The organism is Daejeonella rubra, from assembly GCF_900103545.1.
GTDB lineage: Bacteria > Bacteroidota > Bacteroidia > Sphingobacteriales > Sphingobacteriaceae > Daejeonella > Daejeonella rubra.
In genome coordinates this window covers 38,546-55,180 of the sequence record NZ_FNHH01000007.1, presented here as the reverse complement: position 1 = coordinate 55,180, position 16,635 = coordinate 38,546, and the positions used below count along the sequence as shown (strand labels likewise).

Below are 16,635 nucleotides of genomic sequence, written 5' to 3'. Positions count from 1 at the left end.
GATTTACTTTTCTTCAGGCAAATTATGTAAATGAACAGGCTTTTTGCCTTTATTCATTTTCAGGTTCAGCATTTCAACTAAAACCGAGAAAGCCATAGCGAAGTAGATATAACCCTTTGGAATATGCTGATCGAAACCTTCAGCTAAAAGTGAAACTCCAATTAGTAAAAGGAATGATAAAGCCAGCATCTTGACAGTTGGGTGTTTATTTACGAAATCACTGATACCACCAGCTGATAACATCATCACTAATACTGCAATGATCACAGCAGCGATCATCACCTCAATATGATCTGCCATTCCTACAGCCGTAATAACTGAGTCAAGTGAAAAAACGATGTCAAGAAGTAGGATCTGTACAATTACACCTGAAAAAGTAACCACCGCTTTTGTATCAGTATGATGTTCTTCTCCTTCAAGTTTATCATGGATCTCACTGGTGCTTTTATAAATAAGGAATAAACCTCCAATGATCAGGATCAGATCTCTACCCGAAATTGCAAACTGTTTCAATAGTTCTGCATCTGTTAAGGCCATCCATTCGCCCATATTGAACAGCGGACTGGTCAATGTCATAATCCATGTTAAAGATAAAAGTAATAGCACCCTTGTGATCATAGCCAGAGCCAATCCCAGCTGACGAGCCTTTTTCTGCTTGCTGGCAGGAAGTTTAGACGCCATAATTGAAATAAATATGATATTATCTATTCCAAGGACTATTTCCAATATTGTTAACGTGACTAATGATATCCAGATCTCCGGGTTTGACAACCATTCCATAGTTTAAAATTTTTGTAAAAGTAAGTTAAATGTGATCAGGAATAAAAACAAAAAAACCTCCCGCCGAAAAGCGAAAGGTTTTAGCTCTATAAACAAGGAATTATAAAAATTTTACACCCCCATAATTAGATTTGATAATAATACGTGAATCGGAACCTTTACCTACCTGACCTTTAAAATTTTTAGTTGGGTTCCACCCTTTAGAGCTGTTCGAGTCTGAGAGCTGATCAGCTACACTTACCCGGTTACCTGAATAGTTAAATCCAGCATAGCTTACAGTTACATCAAAATCAAAATCTGCAGTTTCATCTATCCCCAGTGTTACCCCGGAATAAGATGAAGTAATATTAAGATTTTTGACATTTTTATCCACCTCATCAATTTTAAAGCCGCTGCTATAGGCCACATTAAATGTGCCTCCATTACTTAGATGGGCAATTTTAGAGCTGCTGTATCTGATTGTTGCATTAAGTTTATCACCCTCAGTTAGTTTTAAACTACCATAACTGATCGTCAAATTCCCATTGGAAAAATTCTCTATGCTTGCAGAACCATAGTTCACTTTGACCTGATTTGCCGGATGATCAAGTTTGCCGGATGAAAATGAACCATAAGAACTGCTGATATTAACTGGACCCGAAAAATCATCGATCTCTGTACTACCATAGCGATTATTTATATCAAGGGCGTTTTTAGCCGGCATGTAGATAATATAATTAACCTGCACTCCCCTTCTTTCTTCTTTACCATTTTTAATTCTTGACCAAAAGTTCAGCGAAGTCTTTTCAAAATTGGTTTTAAAACTGATGAGATTACCATTATGCGATTCTGCAATATTTACACTTTCCAATAGTTCGGTAGCACTATTTTCAGATGCCTCAAATGCCTTGATCTCTACTTCAACTTTAATTTCATTCTTTGCCCATACGTGTACTGCAACTTTTCCGTACTGATTATTGATCGCCAATTTATCATCCTTATTAACCACATAGGTCTTAATTATACGCTTTGTTTTTTCTGCAGTGCCGACATACTCATGCTCCTCTTCACTATCTGCATCAATGACTTCAACCTCAATATTTCCAATTTCCCTGCTGGCTATCTCAATTGCTGTTCCGATCTTCTCAAAATCAATATTCTTCAGCTCAAAAGCTACCGCCCTGAAAGCTTCGTTGAGACCAAATTCAATGTTTTTCAGATCAATTGTGATCTTTGAATCTTTGGGCTGGGCCTTTTCTTTAGACTGCCCGGAGGCTATCTCTATGAACAAAAGTGTCAGAGCAAATAGCAGTGCTTTTTTAAATATTCTGTGTTTCATTTTTCTGTTCTTTTTTAACCTGATTGATCTGTTGAATTATTTGCAGTTGCTGATTTAACAATTCTGTCTGTATCTGAAGATTTCTGATCATCGCTTTCACGGTTTCTTCCTGATTCGGACTTGCAGGCAAATCATTTTTCAATTTCTGATAGCTTTCATCCATCTTCTTTATTTCTGATGAAAACTCCTGATACAATTGAGGCTCTTCCTTCTCAATACGTTTTAATTCAGTTCGCTTAACCTCTATAAGTGTAGCGTAATGGACCTGCTGTTTAGCCAGCCCCGGATCAATACTGCTGAGATCAGTCGATTGCTTAAACTGATATTGATAGAACCATAAACCTGCAAAAAGTAGTGGAATAACAGTAGCGGCCATTTTTAGTAAAAAGCTCACACGAACAACTCTTTCTTTTTTTACCCCAATCTCATTCTGCATCCCGATCTTTTTTTCATCAAGCTGCTTTTCGATCCTGTTCCAAAGATCTGCCGGTGGTTCAAACTGGTCGAATTCTTTCTTATTATTTCTTACAAAACTCTCTAATCTTTCTTTCATCATTAGCCTCTCCCTGATCCGGGGATGATTGATCCGGATCTTTAATTAATTATAACTAATTCCTTTATTCCTTAACATTTCAACTAGTTTTCTTCTCGCCCGCATAAATTGTGTTCTTGAAGTGTTTTCACTGATCCGCAAAATATGCGAGATCTCTTCATGATCATATCCTTCCAGAAGGTACAGTGTTAATACTACCCTGTACCCATCTGGAAGCTCCTGGATAGCCGCCCGTACTTGCCGTACCTGCAATTCAAGTTCTTCAGTGTCGGGCCCTTCATTATCAGGAATAGATTCAACATCTGTCTCATCAATTGATATCAAGTCCATCTTGCGCTTTCGCAACTGACTGATCGACCTGTTGATCACGATCTGTTTCATCCACATCCCGAATGTGGTTTCCTGCCTGAAATCGGCGATACGGGCAAAAGCATCAACAAATGCTTCCTGCAACACATCCGCAGCCTCATCTGCATCATTAAGAATGCGCATAGCGATATTGAACATGGCTCTTGAATAGAGCTTGTACAGGTCATTATATGCTTTCCTACTACCGTTTCTGCATTCAACCACAAGGCCGTAATGCTGATCTACGTAAACAGCTTCCAAATTTTTTACGCTTTCTTATTTACAAGACGCAGACTATTTTCCTGCGTTGCATGGTGGGTTAAAAAATAGTATAAAGGTGAGTTTGGCATATGAATGTCTTCAAACAGGGAAGTAATAACTGGCCTGAACCTCAATATATTGGCCCCTGTTTAAAGATAAATGAATTTTTTAATTGTTTGGTTTAATTGGGCTTGCCCCGCGGGAGCGGTGCCAGGCTATTCGTTGCAATCTTTTTTGCTTCCCAAAAAAGTATTTCCACTGCTATCCCTAAGCCAGACTAAACGCTGTGTTATTTGATCCCAGTAAATTCATATCAGTACATTTTATAGATCATAACCATGCCGGATGAAATCAATTCATCAGCAAATGGAGAAATTTATTTATTGATCATAAAAGAGTCGATACATTGAATTGCATTTTGCAGTCTTTCTACATCAGATCCTGAGATCAGAGAATAATTTGCATTCAATGATCTTAATTCAGTATGCCAAACTTCCATAAAATGTTCCCGCATATCCGGAAAATCGCGCAATGGATCTTCTTCCCATGGGAGATCAATGTTCATGAGCAAATAAAGATCATATGAATGCTGCGGGAGTTTATCCAGTACCTCCTGGGGTGCACTGCCAAACATGTGGTCACTCCAGATCTTAACTGTAATGAATGTGGTATCGCAGATCAGAAGTCGATTAGCATTGGCTGCCATTTGTTCTTCTAGTTCCAGCTGCCCCCTGAACATATTGATCTCATCCTCCCAGGTACATGGAGCTGTTAGTTTTTCGCAGTAGCCGCGTGCATATTCAGGTACCCAAACTGTTTGATAGTGATTTGCCAGTTGTTCTGAAATGGTTGATTTACCAGTTGATTCCGGTCCGACGATAGCTATTCTGATCAGGCTCAATTCCATAGTGTCATTCTTAAAGTCATCCTATTTCTTAAGCCTATGTATTTAGCGGCAATTTGGATTGCTTGTATTCTTTCTTCCAGTTAATATAGCCCATTGTGGCAATCAAAACATATAAAGCATACATTCCTGCGGTTAAATGAAGGTCTTTCACCAGATAAACACCCACATAAATAACATCCACAAATATCCATATCAGCCAGTTTTCAATGATCTTTCTGGCAAGAAACAGTTGTGCAACAAGGCTGCAGGCAGTACAAAAGCTATCAAGATAGGGAAATGAGGCATCGGTTCCTTTATACAGGAAGGTACCCAGTAAAAGTGTAAAGATCAATATGGCTGCCAAAGAAATTAGTAGTGACTTTCTGGTGGCAAATGAAACCGGAACCTTATCTTCCTGTTCAGACTTTCTGCTCCAAAAGTACCAGCCATAGATATTAGTAATTAAAAAATACACCTGCAGACCTGCATCAGCATATAATTTTGCTTCAAAAAAGATGATTATATAGAGGGAAACACTGATGATAGCAAAAGGCCAGCTCCAGATATTATTCCTGGCAGCAAGATAAACACATAATATCCCGCTTATCACACCGGATATTTCCAAAACACTTTGACTTTTCAGCCAGTCGGTTATAGCGAGAATAAAAATCATCTGTCTAAATATTACCCCACTGCTGGAAGCAGCGGGGTAAATCTAGGATTATTTTGCAGTATTCGGTGCCACGTTAAATCCAACACTTGCCTTCAATGTTATATCTGATGAAATGGCATTTCTAAGTGTATATTCCATTCTGATACGAACAGTTGAACTTTTAATATATTCATCAAGTAAAACAGTTGTATCGGCATCAAGCATGATACTACTTCCAACAGTAGTGGAAATATCATTTCTGGTAGCTATAAGTATCTCTTTATTACTATCACCACGCGAAAGATAAATTTTGACTGATTTAAATACTCCAAAGCTCTGACCGGAAGGGGAACTTGCATCAAGCTTGACAGAAGCTACCCTTACATCCTTTATAGATTCAGTATTGGAACCCTGACCTGTAAATATCTGGTCGAAACTACTCGCCTGACTTGTTGCTGATTGCTCTACATTGACTTTAGCAGTTGCAGGAACTACCAGAGTGGCTGTATAGGGGAAAGTTGAACGTATAATAGATTGTACCGCTGAGCATCCGGTTAAGATTGTACCCAGTACAATGAACGCTAAAATTGATCTTTTCATAGTAATATTTTTTTTAGTCTGAATCTACTTTCAGGAGTTAAATGAATTTTGTGAATAAGTACATGACCTTACCCAAATACCGTTCCAATCGGCAAATTAAGTCCATGAAATTTCATGCATAAGCAATTGCATGAAATTTTAAATCGAAAATCGGTAGAAATTCTTGTTTTAAATGGATGCTTTTTAAAAAAAACAGGCTTCATTAGCATAAAAAAACATAACTTTGCATCCCGACGAAGCAATCGGGATTTTTGTTCTTCAAAGCATAGTAATCTCGTATTTGATTAGTCAAAATTAGACTCTTAGAAGAACTATGCCATTAGATACTTCCATCCGTTCAGTCCTGATCATCGGTTCAGGACCAATCATTATCGGCCAGGCCTGCGAATTTGATTATGCAGGATCACAGGCTGCACTTTCCCTGAAAGACGAAGGAATTAAGGTTTCCATTATCAATTCTAACCCTGCCACGATTATGACAGATAAGGTTATTGCTGATCATGTTTATCTGCTTCCTTTAACCTGTGAAAGTATAGAACAAATTTTAAAAGAACAGAAAATTGATGCTGTTTTGCCTACTATGGGCGGACAAACTGCTCTTAACCTTTGTAAGGAGGCTGAAGAAAGGGGTATCTGGGCGGCTCATAATGTTCGTATCGTTGGGGTAGATATCGCAGCGATCGAAAAGACTGAGAACCGTGAAGAGTTCCGTAAGCTGATGGTAGAGATCGGAGTTGGAGTTGCAAAATCTAAAATTGCCAATTCATTCCTTGAAGGCAAGGAAGCTGCTCAGGAAATTGGTTATCCGCTAGTTATTCGTCCTTCTTATACTCTTGGAGGTTCCGGAGGAGGTTTTGTTCACAAAAAAGAGGAATTTGACCAGGCTTTAAGCCGTGGTTTACAGGCCTCACCGACTCATGAAGTACTAGTTGAAAAAGCAGTTTTAGGCTGGAAGGAATTTGAGCTTGAATTACTAAGAGATGGAAATGATAATGTGATCATTATCTGTTCCATAGAGAATTTTGACCCAATGGGTATCCATACAGGAGATTCAATTACCGTTGCGCCAGCCATGACATTGAGTGATCGCTGTTACCAGGATATGCGTAATCAGGCGATACGAATGATGCGCGCCATAGGTAATTTCGCGGGAGGTTGTAATGTGCAATTCTCCGTTGACCCAGCTACAGAAGATATTATTGCTATTGAGATCAACCCAAGGGTTTCACGCTCATCGGCGCTTGCTTCAAAAGCAACTGGTTACCCGATCGCAAAGATCGCAGCTAAATTAGCTGTAGGATATAACCTTGATGAAATTGAAAACCAGATCACTAAAACAACCTCTGCTTATTTTGAGCCTACTCTTGATTATGTGATCGTTAAAATACCTCGCTGGAACTTTGATAAGTTTAAAGGCGCGAATACCGAACTCGGCTTGCAAATGAAATCGGTTGGTGAAGTAATGGCTATAGGTCGCACATTTATCGAAGCCCTGCAAAAAGCTTGTCAGAGTTTAGAGACCAATCGCCTTGGACTTGGCGCAGACGGTCGTCAAAGCCGCAACCTGGAAGAGATCATGCATAGTCTGGAACATCCAAGCTGGGATCGACTTTTCCATGTTAAAGATGCAATGAGCCTCGGAGTTCCCCTGGAATCTATCCGAAAGATAACTCATATTGATAAATGGTTCCTGGTGCAGATCATGGAACTCGTTACCATGGAGGCAGAACTAAAGCGCTATTCATTAAATAACATACCAACAGATTTCTTCATCACATTAAAGCAAAAAGGTTACGCTGATATGCAGATCGCCTGGTTGCTTGGAAATGTAACTGAAGATGAAGTATATGACCGCCGTAAGGAATTAGGTATACACCGGGTATATAAAATGGTTGATACCTGCGCAGCTGAATTCCCTGCTCAAACACCTTATTTCTATTCCACCTTCGAAGATGAAAATGAATCGATTGTAAGCAATAAGAAAAAGATCATCGTTCTTGGCTCCGGCCCGAACCGTATCGGACAGGGTATAGAATTTGATTATTCATGTGTGCATGGATTACTGGCAGCCAAAGAAGCCGGTTATGAAGCGATCATGATCAATTGTAATCCTGAAACTGTATCAACCGACTTCAATATGGCTGATAAGCTATATTTTGAACCGGTATTCTGGGAGCATGTACGTGAGATCATTGAACTTGAAAAACCTGAAGGAGTAATTGTTCAGCTTGGCGGACAAACAGCACTTAAAATGGCTGAGAAACTTCATGAAAAAGGGATCAAAATAATTGGTTCCTCATTCGACAGCATGGATATTGCTGAAGACCGCGGACGTTTCTCTGATCTATTAAAGGAAATGGATATTCCTTATCCTTTGTATGGAGTAGCAGAAAGTGCGGAAGAAGCATTGGAAGTAGCTCATAAAGTTGGATACCCGGTACTTGTTCGTCCTAGTTATGTATTAGGCGGACAGGGAATGAGTATTGTTATCAATGACGAAGACCTTGAAAAAGCAGTTGTTACATTATTAAGAAACCTTCCGGGTAATCGTGTTCTGATCGATCATTTCCTTGACAGAGCCGAAGAGGCTGAATCAGATTCCATATCAGACGGTGATGATTGTCATATAATTGGTTTGATGGAACATATTGAGCCTGCTGGTATTCACTCCGGCGACTCGTATGCAGTTTTACCTCCTTTCAATTTATCTGATAAGGTTATCGGTTTAATGGAAGAATACAGCAGGCGAATTGCAAAAGCACTCAATGTTCGGGGTTTATTAAATATTCAGTTCGCTATAAAAGATGAAAAAGTTTACGTGATCGAGGCAAACCCAAGAGCTTCACGTACTGTTCCTTTCATTGCAAAAGCATATGATGTTCCATACATCAATATTGCTACCAAGATCATGCTTGGCACCCATAAACTGAAAGACTTTACCATTGTTCGTAAACTGGAAGGCTATGCCATTAAAGAGCCTGTATTCTCTTTCGATAAGTTCCCTGAAGTTAAAAAAGAACTGGGGCCTGAAATGAAATCAACGGGTGAAGCTATACGTTTCATACGTGATTTAGAGGATCCATATTTCAGACATTTATATAAGGAGAAATCGATGTATTTGTCGAAGTAGGAGGACTGAGGTAAGAGGTCTGAGGTAGGAGGTAGGAGGTATGAACCTGGAGTCAAGACTAAAGAACAAAGACAATGGGCCTGCGGAATTATCTGCGGGCCTTTTTTTATGCAGGGTTAAAAGGTTTTATTGTTTATCCTGAATTGAATGAATAAAAATTCGAAATTGAATTTTTCTATTGCATCTTTATTAAACAATTAATAAAGCATTCATGAATAAATTGAACAAGGACGATTCGGCATACAACTCAGGGATGAAAATTGGTCTGTTCGGTATCGGTCTGGATACATACTGGCCACAGTTTCCCGGCTTGAAGGAACGCCTGGAGGCTTATCTTAATATCGTTGAGCAAAAGCTATCACAAATTCATCCTGCAATTGTTAATGCCGGCTTAGTAGACACTACTGATAAAGCATTTCAGGCAGGTAAAATGTTTAAGACTGAAGATGTTGATCTGATCTTTTTATACGTCACAACTTATGCCTTATCCTCCACAGTACTTCCTGTGGTACAGCGGGCAAAGGTGCCGGTCATCATTTTAAACCTATCTCCCGAAGCTGCCATTGATTATACAGTTTTCAATTCCATGTCCGACCGCACCAAAATGACAGGGGAATGGCTTTCCTATTGTTCACCCTGTTCAGTTCCGGAAATTGCCAATGTATTTAACCGTGTTGGCATTAAATTTCATCAGATAACCGGAATGCTGCATGAAGATGAAGAATGCTGGAAAGAGGTGTTCGAGTGGGTTGAGGCTGCCAGAGTTGCCAATATCATGGCCTATAACCGTATGGGATGTATGGGTCATTACTATAGCGGAATGCTGGATATATATACAGACCTTACGCAGCAATACGCCCATTTCGGGGGACATATAGAACTGATTGAAGTTGAAGAGCTTGCAATTCTAAGAAAAGAGGTAAGTGAAAAGGAAATAAATGAAAGGCTAAAACTGTTTTACGAAACCTTTGATGTGCAGGAGGGCTGCCCGCAGGAAGACCTTGAAAAGGCGGCTATTACCTCAGTGGCGCTGGACAGATTGGCAGAAAAACATCAGCTTGGTTCACTAGCCTATTATTATAAAGGCACAGGGAATGTAGAAAATGAAGAAGCGATCGCATCTATAATTTTGGGCAACTCATTACTGACAGCAAATGGAATACCTGTTGCTGGAGAATATGAAATAAAAAATGTTCAGGCCATGAAAATAATGGACTCCTTTGGCGCTGGCGGATCCTTTACCGAATATTATGCCATGGACTTTAATGAAGATGTCGTATTAATGGGGCATGATGGTCCCGGGCATATTGCCATATCAGAAGGGAAAACCAAGGTACGCCCACTGCATGTATATCATGGTAAAGTTGGTAAAGGCGTTTCGGTAGAAATGATGGTAAAAAATGGTCCGGTAACAATGCTTTCAGTAGCAGAAAAAAGAGGTGGCGGACTCATGCTGCTCATTGCAGAAGGCGAATCTGTCTCGGGTCCTGTGCTCCAGATCGGCAATACCAACAGCCGGTATAAATTCCCGATCGGGGCAAGAAATTTTGTAAATAATTGGAATAGTCATGGCCCGGCGCATCACTGTGCTGTAGGCATTGGGCATATCAGTTCAAAAATTGAAAAGCTCGGTCAATTATTGAATATGGAGGTGGTGAAGGTTTGTTAATGACCTGAAATGGGTTCTAAATTAAAAGGGAGCTTTTCTTTATTCGAAAAGCTCCCTTTTAAATCATATTTGATGAAAATCAATTTATTACAACCACACCTTTGGCTTCATAGGCCAATTGCTCTTTAGGTGTAGTGATTGCAGCGATTTCGGCTGCAGTTTTACCGCCATCTTTTGCATAATGCCTGAGTGTTTCAATTGATGTTGTATCAGTATAAGCAAAGCCATCCAGAATAACTTCTTTTCCGGTAAGATCCTTTGGAACAAAAATCTTATAATCTTTAAAAGTTACACGAATTTCCTTACCATCGCCCAGATCCATGATCATCCAGCAGCCTTTACTCTTGCATACTTCCTTTACCTGTCCTTTTATCTTAATATCCTTCTTGCTTTCGCCGACCATTGCCGTTTGAAGAGCAGTGATCTCAATAACATTATCATTCTTAACAGAATCACCATAAACGGCGGTTCCCTTTACATTTTGAACAGCCTGTAATGCTGTTGTTGGCGTAGTATTACATGAGGAAAGAAAAGCCAATGCAATTACTGATAGTACTATTGTTTTCATTTTTTCAATTTTTCAATTGCCAAATTTCGCAATAATAATTATCTTTTTCCTTAAAAATATGTCTTATGACATTGTACAGAGGGAATAGGCTATTAACCAAATAGAGCATTAAAGACCTCTTCCACTTTTGCCACTGTTTTTATTGCGATCTTATACTTCTGCCATTCAGGGGATGTTTTAACACCTCTGCCAGCCGGAAGGTTATATTTAGAGATAAATATTTGCTCAAATCCAAGTTTTTCAGCCTCCGCAATACGCTGTTCAATCCGGTTAACGGCCCTGATCTCACCGGATAAGCCAACCTCCGCAGCAAAGCAGATCTTAGAATCAACTGGCATATCCTCATGAGATGATATGATTGCCACTACCACAGCCAGGTCGATACCAGGATCTTCGACTCTTAGTCCGCCTGCAATATTCAGAAAAACATCCTTTGCACTCAATTTGAAGCCGCAACGCTTCTCAAGAACGGCAAGCAGCATATTCATTCTTTTAGTATCAAAGCCAGTTGCAGAGCGCTGGGGAGTTCCGTATGCCGAAACGCTGACCAATGCCTGTGTTTCGATCAGCATCGGCCTTAATCCTTCCATCATGGCAGATATTGTAATACCACTCAGGGGTTCATCTCTCTGTGAAAGGAGGATCTCTGAAGGATTAGACACCTCTCTTAAACCACTACCCTGCATTTCATAGATGCCCAGCTCTGAAGCAGAACCAAAACGATTCTTCACTGCACGTAAGATGCGGTAAACATGATGTCTGTCGCCTTCAAACTGTAATACGGTATCAACCATATGCTCCAGAATCTTAGGGCCAGCGATCATCCCGTCTTTAGTGATGTGACCGATCAGAAAAACCGGAGTCCCGCTTTCCTTAGCAAAACGAAGAAGTTCTGCGGTGCATTCCCTCACCTGTGAAACACTTCCTGGTGTAGATTCAATATGAGCAGAATATAGGGTCTGGATAGAATCTATAACCACCAGATCGGGTTGGAGGATCTCAATTTGCTTAAAAATATTCTGAGTTGAGGTTTCTGTTAAGATATAGGTATCAGCAGATTCTGAAGCTTTTTTCCCTGAATCAGGTACTAAGCGTTCGGCGCGCATTTTTATCTGCTGCTCACTTTCCTCACCTGAAACATAAAGTACTTTAAGCCCTGGCAGGTTAAGCGCAACTTGCAGCATTAATGTTGATTTCCCGATACCAGGTTCACCGCCAATTAAAACAATGGAACCACTTACAATACCACCACCCAATACCCTGTTTAATTCCTTATCGGGAGTAATTAGCCGGTTCTCTTCAGAAAATACAATTTCATGAATAGCAGCAGGTTTATTGGAGCGCTGCGTACTTGTAGATCCGGCTTTCCAGTCGGGAACAGATTGATTGGCCTTCTCAATTATTTCTTCAACAAATGTATTCCATTGATTACAGGATGGGCATTTTCCTAACCATTTGGCAGATTCGTATCCGCAACTTTGACAGAAATAAGCGGAACGTGTTTTAGCCATGGTTTTAAAATTTAGATTGCTAATTTATTGAAAAGAAAGCTATCAAATACAAAACAGAGTATTCGTAAATAAAAAATGTGCAAATGGGTTTATCTCATTTGCACATTTATAATGTCAAGGTAAGCTTTACAGCTTAATTTCTTCTTCCTTAGAATTCAGAAAATGAAACTCAGTCAGATAGTAGGAAGGTATCGCTTTCACTTTGATCCACTTGCTGAACTTAAAGAACCATTTCCATTGAATTGAAATTAATCCTTTTTTAATGTAAGCCTCAATATAAGGATGAACGCATAAAGTAACACTGCTTTCATTCTGCTCATTGAGAATATAGTTCAGGTTGTTCTCTATATCGTCCATTAAAATGATACTCGCTTTGATCTCTCCTGTACCATTGCAGGCAGGACATTTCTCATTTGTTACGATATTCATTTCAGGCCTCACACGCTGACGTGTGAGCTGTACCAACCCGAATTTACTCGGCGGCAAAATAGTATGCTTAGCACGGTCGAGAAGCATCAGATCCTTCAGGTAATCAAACAGTTCCTTTCTGTTCTGGGGTTTATGCATATCGATAAAATCGATTACCACAATACCACCCATATCACGAAGGCGCAACTGTCTGGCAATTTCCTTTGCAGCTTCCATGTTGATCATCAGGGCGTTTTGCTCCTGATTTTCAGTATTTGCAGTACGGTTACCGCTGTTTACGTCAATAACGTGCAAAGCTTCGGTATGTTCAACCACCAAATAAGCTCCTCCAGGAAGATTTACTGTACGGCCGAACGCTGATTTGATTTGCTTTTCAATACCAAAATGCTCGAATATCGGCTCTTTACCACGGTACTGTTTAACGATCTTTTCCATTTCAGGAGAAATCTCATGAACATAAGATCTGATCTCTTCAAACAATGCAGGATCTCCAATGTGAATATTGGTGAAGTCAGTATTCAATATATCTCTCAGGATAGTTGAGGTCCGCCCCATTTCACCAAGGATCTTTTTGGAAGGCTCAGTACCGGGTAAGCGGGTAGTAAACTTCTCCCACTTATCGATAAGATCCAAAAGATCTTTTTGAAGTTCTGCAACACCTTTTCCTTCAGAAACGGTACGAATGATCACACCAAAGTTCTTTGGCTTAATACTTTCAACGATCTTCTTAAGACGATTACGCTCTGTATTACTCTTTATTTTTTTGGAGATCGAAATAACATCCGAAAAAGGTACAAGCACAGCAAAACGGCCTGCTATTGAAATATCTGAGCTTAAACGCGGACCCTTTGTTGATATTGGTTCCTTTGCTATCTGCACAGGCAGCAACATATTCCGGTTCAGAATTTCTGAAATTTTTCCGGATTTACTGATATCCGTTTCCAGTCTGAAACTATTGAGCAGTTTATCTTTGTAACTGCCTCCCTTTACAATCTTAGTCAGCTTTAAAAGCGACTGAACCTGCGGACCAAGGTCTAGATAATGCAAAAAAGCATCCTTTTCATAGCCTACATCTACAAAAGCGGCATTGAGTCCGGGCATGATCTTCTTGATCTTACCGAGATAAATATCGCCAACAGCATAATTGTTGCTGACTTGCTCTGTATTTAGTTCTACGAGTTGCTTGTCTTGCAGTAAAGCAATAGTAACCCCGCTAGGGGATGAATTGATAATTAATTCCTTTACCAATGGCTAAATTTAAGACACCGGTCGAAGACCGGCATACGTTTAAAATATAGGAAAAATAAAAACAAACGAATGATTTAAACCTCCGGCGCAGTGATGCGGGAGGTTTAATTATTCAATGAGTCTTAAAAATAACCTGACCTTAAAAGATCAGGTCACTCAGACTATTTTTTCTTATGTCTGTTTTTTCTTAAGCGTTTTTTGCGCTTATGGGTAGCCATTTTATGTCTTTTTCTTTTCTTACCGCTTGGCATAATGTTGTTTTTTAAAATGTTTTATAATCTAATTACTTAATTCGTTTATTTTCCGATCAACAAACTGACTCATATTCGGATCAGCTGCAATCTCTTTTGTTTTTAAATAAGCAGCAATTGCGTCTGCATTCTTGTCCATGCTTTCATAGCTTGAAGCAAGGTAGAACCATGCTTCAGCACTTGGAGCTATTGCAATTACTGTTTTAAAACGCTCAACAGCTTTATCAAACTGACCTGATTTCATTGAAAACAAGCCTAAATTCAAATTAGCCTTTAAATTTTTAGGATCCTGCTTTACTACATCAAGTAATAAAGTAATTCCCTGCATTGGGTTTGGGGTCCCGGTAACGTAAGCTATACCCAATCCTGTTTTCACTTCAAGGGTATTAGGTTTTATTTTATCAGCCTTCTGATACGAACTGATCGCCTTCTGAACTAAAGCAGGCTGGATCAGAGTGTCCATACTTTGCTGATAAGCATCTGTAAATTTATCTCCGGCTTTAAGCCATGAATTAAAATCAGGCGTCTTTTCAGCGATCATCTCATAATACAATGAAGATGGAGTAGAAAGATTAACATCATCCCACTGCTGGGCAAGCTTCTTATAAAGATCTAATTTATCGCCTTCAGAGGCGCTTTTCAACTGAGCCTCAAGATCACTTATCTGCGACTTAAGGCTGGCAGTTAAACCTTCCTTTGCGGTCAGGGATACCTCATCCAATGAAATTGCTTTAACAGTCGACGCCGCAGGAGCAGCAGCCTTAGCCGTAGCACCTTCACCTTCGCCCGGCTTAACCAAACCCTGAATATCTAAGGAAAGCATAAGGCCCATCAGCACAGCTACTGAACCCACAACAATTATTTGCTTCCTGTTTAACATTCTCTGGTTGATAAAAATTTAATTATTTGTTGCCTGTTTTTACTTTCTCAACAAAAACCTTAGCAGGTTTAAAACTTGGAACGAAGTGCTCAGGAATAATAATTGCTGTATTTTTTGAAATATTACGGGCTGTTTTCTTAGCTCTTTTCTTCACAACAAAACTTCCAAAACCTCTCACGTAAACATTCTCTCCATTTATCATGGAATTTTTTACCACTTTGAAAAATGCTTCTACAGCTTCTTGTACATCTACCTTTTCGATTCCGGTTTTATTAGAGATCTCTGTTATGATTTCTGCCTTGGTCATATCTAATTTCTTTTATTTTTTATCCTAAATACTTAACTTATTTGGGGTTGCAAAAGTATTGGTTTTAATTGAATTTGGGAAATAAATCTGCTTTTTTTTAAACCAATTCGCTATAAAACAAATAGTAAGATACTTTTGCACTGTTAAATGTGCTAATACACTCTATCTCAAATGAATTTTGCTGAAGAAATAATTGAATGGTACCAGAGGAATAAAAGGGATCTTCCGTGGAGAAAAACAGAAGACCCGTACATCATCTGGCTATCAGAGATCATCATGCAGCAAACCCGGGTAGAGCAGGGAACACCCTATTTTAATCGCTTTGCTGAGAAATACCCGACAGTTGAACTTTTCGCTTCTGCCAGTGAAGATGAAATACTAAAGCTCTGGCAGGGTTTAGGCTATTATTCCCGGGGGAGAAATATGCATCAAACCGCCCAGCTAGTCATGGAAGAGCATGCCGGATATTTTCCAAAAAACTATGATTCACTGATCAAGTTAAAAGGAATTGGTGAATATACTGCTGCCGCCATTTCTTCATTTTCATCTAATGAAGCAAGGGCTGTGGTAGATGGAAACGTTTTCAGACTGTTATCCAGATATTTTGGCATTGATACTCCGATCAATACAGGAAAAGGAAAAAAACTATTCACTGATCTGGCAAATGAATTATTGGATAAATCACAGGCAGGAAAGTTCAATCAGGCCATCATGGAGTTTGGATCATTGCAGTGCAAGCCCAAAAACCCTGATTGCCTTTCTTGTCCATTACAGGCCGCATGTGAGGCCCGAAAAACAAACCGGATCAATGAGCTTCCCGTCAAAATTAAATCCCTGAAGATCCGGGAGCGATACTTTAATTACATAATTGCCCAAAAAGATGGGCAGATCCTCATTAACAAGCGGGGAGCTGGGGATATCTGGGAAAACATGTTCGATCTTCCACTTTTTGAGACTGAATTTCCAAGCCATGCACACGATCTGATCAGATCAGAAAAATTTATCAGCTGTTTTGGAGAGAAGGTGAAAATACGGTCTGTTTCAGCACCGGTAAAACATATTCTCAGCCACCAGAAACTTCATGCCAGCTTTATAGAAATTGAAAGTTTTTCTGATAGATTTCTTTCAGAAAGATCGTGGTTTTATGTAGGTCAGGATGAGCTTGAAAAGTTGGCACAACCAAAACTAATTTTCCATTTCTTCGAAAATTTCCATAAATTGAATACTTAAAATTTTTACACTTC

The 16,635-nt window shown here is 39.5% G+C and carries 15 protein-coding genes; 3 read left to right on the top strand and 12 right to left on the bottom strand.

Annotated features, from left to right (window positions below; translation table 11 throughout):
* Nucleotides 1-3: 3 nt before the first annotated feature.
* The 7 genes from BLR27_RS06790 to BLR27_RS06760 form a co-directional block, all read right to left on the bottom strand.
* A complete protein-coding gene (locus BLR27_RS06790; RefSeq protein WP_090702506.1) occupies nt 4-780 on the bottom strand; it encodes a TerC family protein in 777 nt (258 codons plus the stop codon).
* A gap of 100 nt (nt 781-880) precedes the next feature.
* Complete coding sequence (locus BLR27_RS06785; protein WP_090702503.1) at nt 881-2,098, bottom strand: hypothetical protein; 1,218 nt, start codon at nt 2,096-2,098, stop codon at nt 881-883.
* Complete coding sequence (locus BLR27_RS06780) at nt 2,079-2,654, bottom strand: hypothetical protein (protein WP_143007713.1); 576 nt, start codon at nt 2,652-2,654, stop codon at nt 2,079-2,081. Before BLR27_RS06780 ends, BLR27_RS06785 begins: the two co-directional genes overlap by 20 nt.
* 42 nt (nt 2,655-2,696) lie before the next feature.
* Nucleotides 2,697-3,260 carry an RNA polymerase sigma factor gene (locus BLR27_RS06775; RefSeq protein ID WP_090702495.1) on the bottom strand — a complete coding sequence of 188 codons (564 nt, stop codon included), beginning with the start codon at nt 3,258-3,260 and terminating at the stop codon, nt 2,697-2,699.
* A gap of 376 nt (nt 3,261-3,636) precedes the next feature.
* Nucleotides 3,637-4,167, bottom strand: a complete 531-nt coding sequence (locus tag BLR27_RS06770; protein WP_090702490.1) for an AAA family ATPase — start codon at nt 4,165-4,167, stop codon at nt 3,637-3,639.
* Between the two features lie 34 nt (nt 4,168-4,201).
* On the bottom strand, nt 4,202-4,819 hold the full coding sequence (pnuC, locus tag BLR27_RS06765; RefSeq protein WP_090702485.1) for a nicotinamide riboside transporter PnuC: 618 nt from the start codon (nt 4,817-4,819) through the stop codon (nt 4,202-4,204).
* Nucleotides 4,820-4,867: 48 nt separating this feature from the next.
* Nucleotides 4,868-5,398, bottom strand: a complete 531-nt coding sequence (locus tag BLR27_RS06760; RefSeq protein ID WP_090702481.1) for a hypothetical protein — start codon at nt 5,396-5,398, stop codon at nt 4,868-4,870.
* A 313-nt stretch (nt 5,399-5,711) separates the two neighbouring features.
* On the opposite strand from BLR27_RS06760, the gene carB reads away from it, so the two are divergent.
* Together carB and BLR27_RS06750 are read left to right on the top strand one after the other, a co-directional pair.
* Nucleotides 5,712-8,528, top strand: a complete 2,817-nt coding sequence (gene carB / locus BLR27_RS06755) for a carbamoyl-phosphate synthase large subunit (RefSeq protein ID WP_090702477.1) — start codon at nt 5,712-5,714, stop codon at nt 8,526-8,528.
* 211 nt (nt 8,529-8,739) lie between these two features.
* Nucleotides 8,740-10,197, top strand: coding sequence for an arabinose isomerase (locus BLR27_RS06750; RefSeq protein ID WP_090702474.1), 1,458 nt, complete (start codon nt 8,740-8,742; stop codon nt 10,195-10,197).
* A gap of 79 nt (nt 10,198-10,276) precedes the next feature.
* Here BLR27_RS06750 and BLR27_RS06745 read toward each other — a convergent pair whose 3' ends face one another.
* The 5 genes from BLR27_RS06745 to BLR27_RS06725 form a co-directional block, all read right to left on the bottom strand.
* On the bottom strand, nt 10,277-10,765 hold the full coding sequence (locus BLR27_RS06745) for a DUF4920 domain-containing protein (protein ID WP_090702470.1): 489 nt from the start codon (nt 10,763-10,765) through the stop codon (nt 10,277-10,279).
* Nucleotides 10,766-10,857: 92 nt separating this feature from the next.
* Nucleotides 10,858-12,276: a DNA repair protein RadA gene (radA, locus tag BLR27_RS06740; RefSeq protein WP_090702466.1), complete on the bottom strand. Its 1,419-nt coding sequence runs from the start codon at nt 12,274-12,276 to the stop codon at nt 10,858-10,860.
* Between the two features lie 126 nt (nt 12,277-12,402).
* Complete coding sequence (locus BLR27_RS06735) at nt 12,403-13,953, bottom strand: Rne/Rng family ribonuclease (RefSeq protein ID WP_090702461.1); 1,551 nt, start codon at nt 13,951-13,953, stop codon at nt 12,403-12,405.
* Nucleotides 13,954-14,232: 279 nt separating this feature from the next.
* The gene (locus BLR27_RS06730) at nt 14,233-15,084 is read right to left on the bottom strand and encodes a tetratricopeptide repeat protein (RefSeq protein WP_090702458.1); all 852 of its coding nucleotides are present in this window, start codon (nt 15,082-15,084) and stop codon (nt 14,233-14,235) included.
* A 22-nt stretch (nt 15,085-15,106) separates the two neighbouring features.
* Complete coding sequence (locus tag BLR27_RS06725; RefSeq protein ID WP_090702454.1) at nt 15,107-15,391, bottom strand: HU family DNA-binding protein; 285 nt, start codon at nt 15,389-15,391, stop codon at nt 15,107-15,109.
* Nucleotides 15,392-15,562: 171 nt separating this feature from the next.
* Here BLR27_RS06725 and mutY point away from each other — a divergent pair, with 171 nt between their 5' ends.
* Nucleotides 15,563-16,621 carry an A/G-specific adenine glycosylase gene (gene mutY / locus BLR27_RS06720; protein WP_090702450.1) on the top strand — a complete coding sequence of 353 codons (1,059 nt, stop codon included), beginning with the start codon at nt 15,563-15,565 and terminating at the stop codon, nt 16,619-16,621.
* Nucleotides 16,622-16,635: the final 14 nt, after the last annotated feature.

Excerpts from the sequence above, each read along its gene's own strand:
- BLR27_RS06750 (WP_090702474.1), top strand. The coding sequence starts at position 8,740 with ATGAATAAATTGAACAAGGACGATTCGGCATACAACTCAGGGATGAAA.
- BLR27_RS06785 (WP_090702503.1), bottom strand. The coding sequence starts at position 2,098 with ATGAAACACAGAATATTTAAAAAAGCACTGCTATTTGCTCTGACACTT.
- mutY (WP_090702450.1), top strand. The coding sequence starts at position 15,563 with ATGAATTTTGCTGAAGAAATAATTGAATGGTACCAGAGGAATAAAAGG.
- BLR27_RS06760 (WP_090702481.1), bottom strand. The coding sequence starts at position 5,398 with ATGAAAAGATCAATTTTAGCGTTCATTGTACTGGGTACAATCTTAACC.
- pnuC (WP_090702485.1), bottom strand. The coding sequence starts at position 4,819 with ATGATTTTTATTCTCGCTATAACCGACTGGCTGAAAAGTCAAAGTGTT.
- BLR27_RS06770 (WP_090702490.1), bottom strand. The coding sequence starts at position 4,167 with ATGGAATTGAGCCTGATCAGAATAGCTATCGTCGGACCGGAATCAACT.
- radA (WP_090702466.1), bottom strand. The coding sequence starts at position 12,276 with ATGGCTAAAACACGTTCCGCTTATTTCTGTCAAAGTTGCGGATACGAA.
- BLR27_RS06745 (WP_090702470.1), bottom strand. The coding sequence starts at position 10,765 with ATGAAAACAATAGTACTATCAGTAATTGCATTGGCTTTTCTTTCCTCA.
- carB (WP_090702477.1), top strand. The coding sequence starts at position 5,712 with ATGCCATTAGATACTTCCATCCGTTCAGTCCTGATCATCGGTTCAGGA.
- BLR27_RS06790 (WP_090702506.1), bottom strand. The coding sequence starts at position 780 with ATGGAATGGTTGTCAAACCCGGAGATCTGGATATCATTAGTCACGTTA.
- BLR27_RS06730 (WP_090702458.1), bottom strand. The coding sequence starts at position 15,084 with ATGTTAAACAGGAAGCAAATAATTGTTGTGGGTTCAGTAGCTGTGCTG.
- BLR27_RS06725 (WP_090702454.1), bottom strand. The coding sequence starts at position 15,391 with ATGACCAAGGCAGAAATCATAACAGAGATCTCTAATAAAACCGGAATC.
- BLR27_RS06780 (WP_143007713.1), bottom strand. The coding sequence starts at position 2,654 with ATGATGAAAGAAAGATTAGAGAGTTTTGTAAGAAATAATAAGAAAGAA.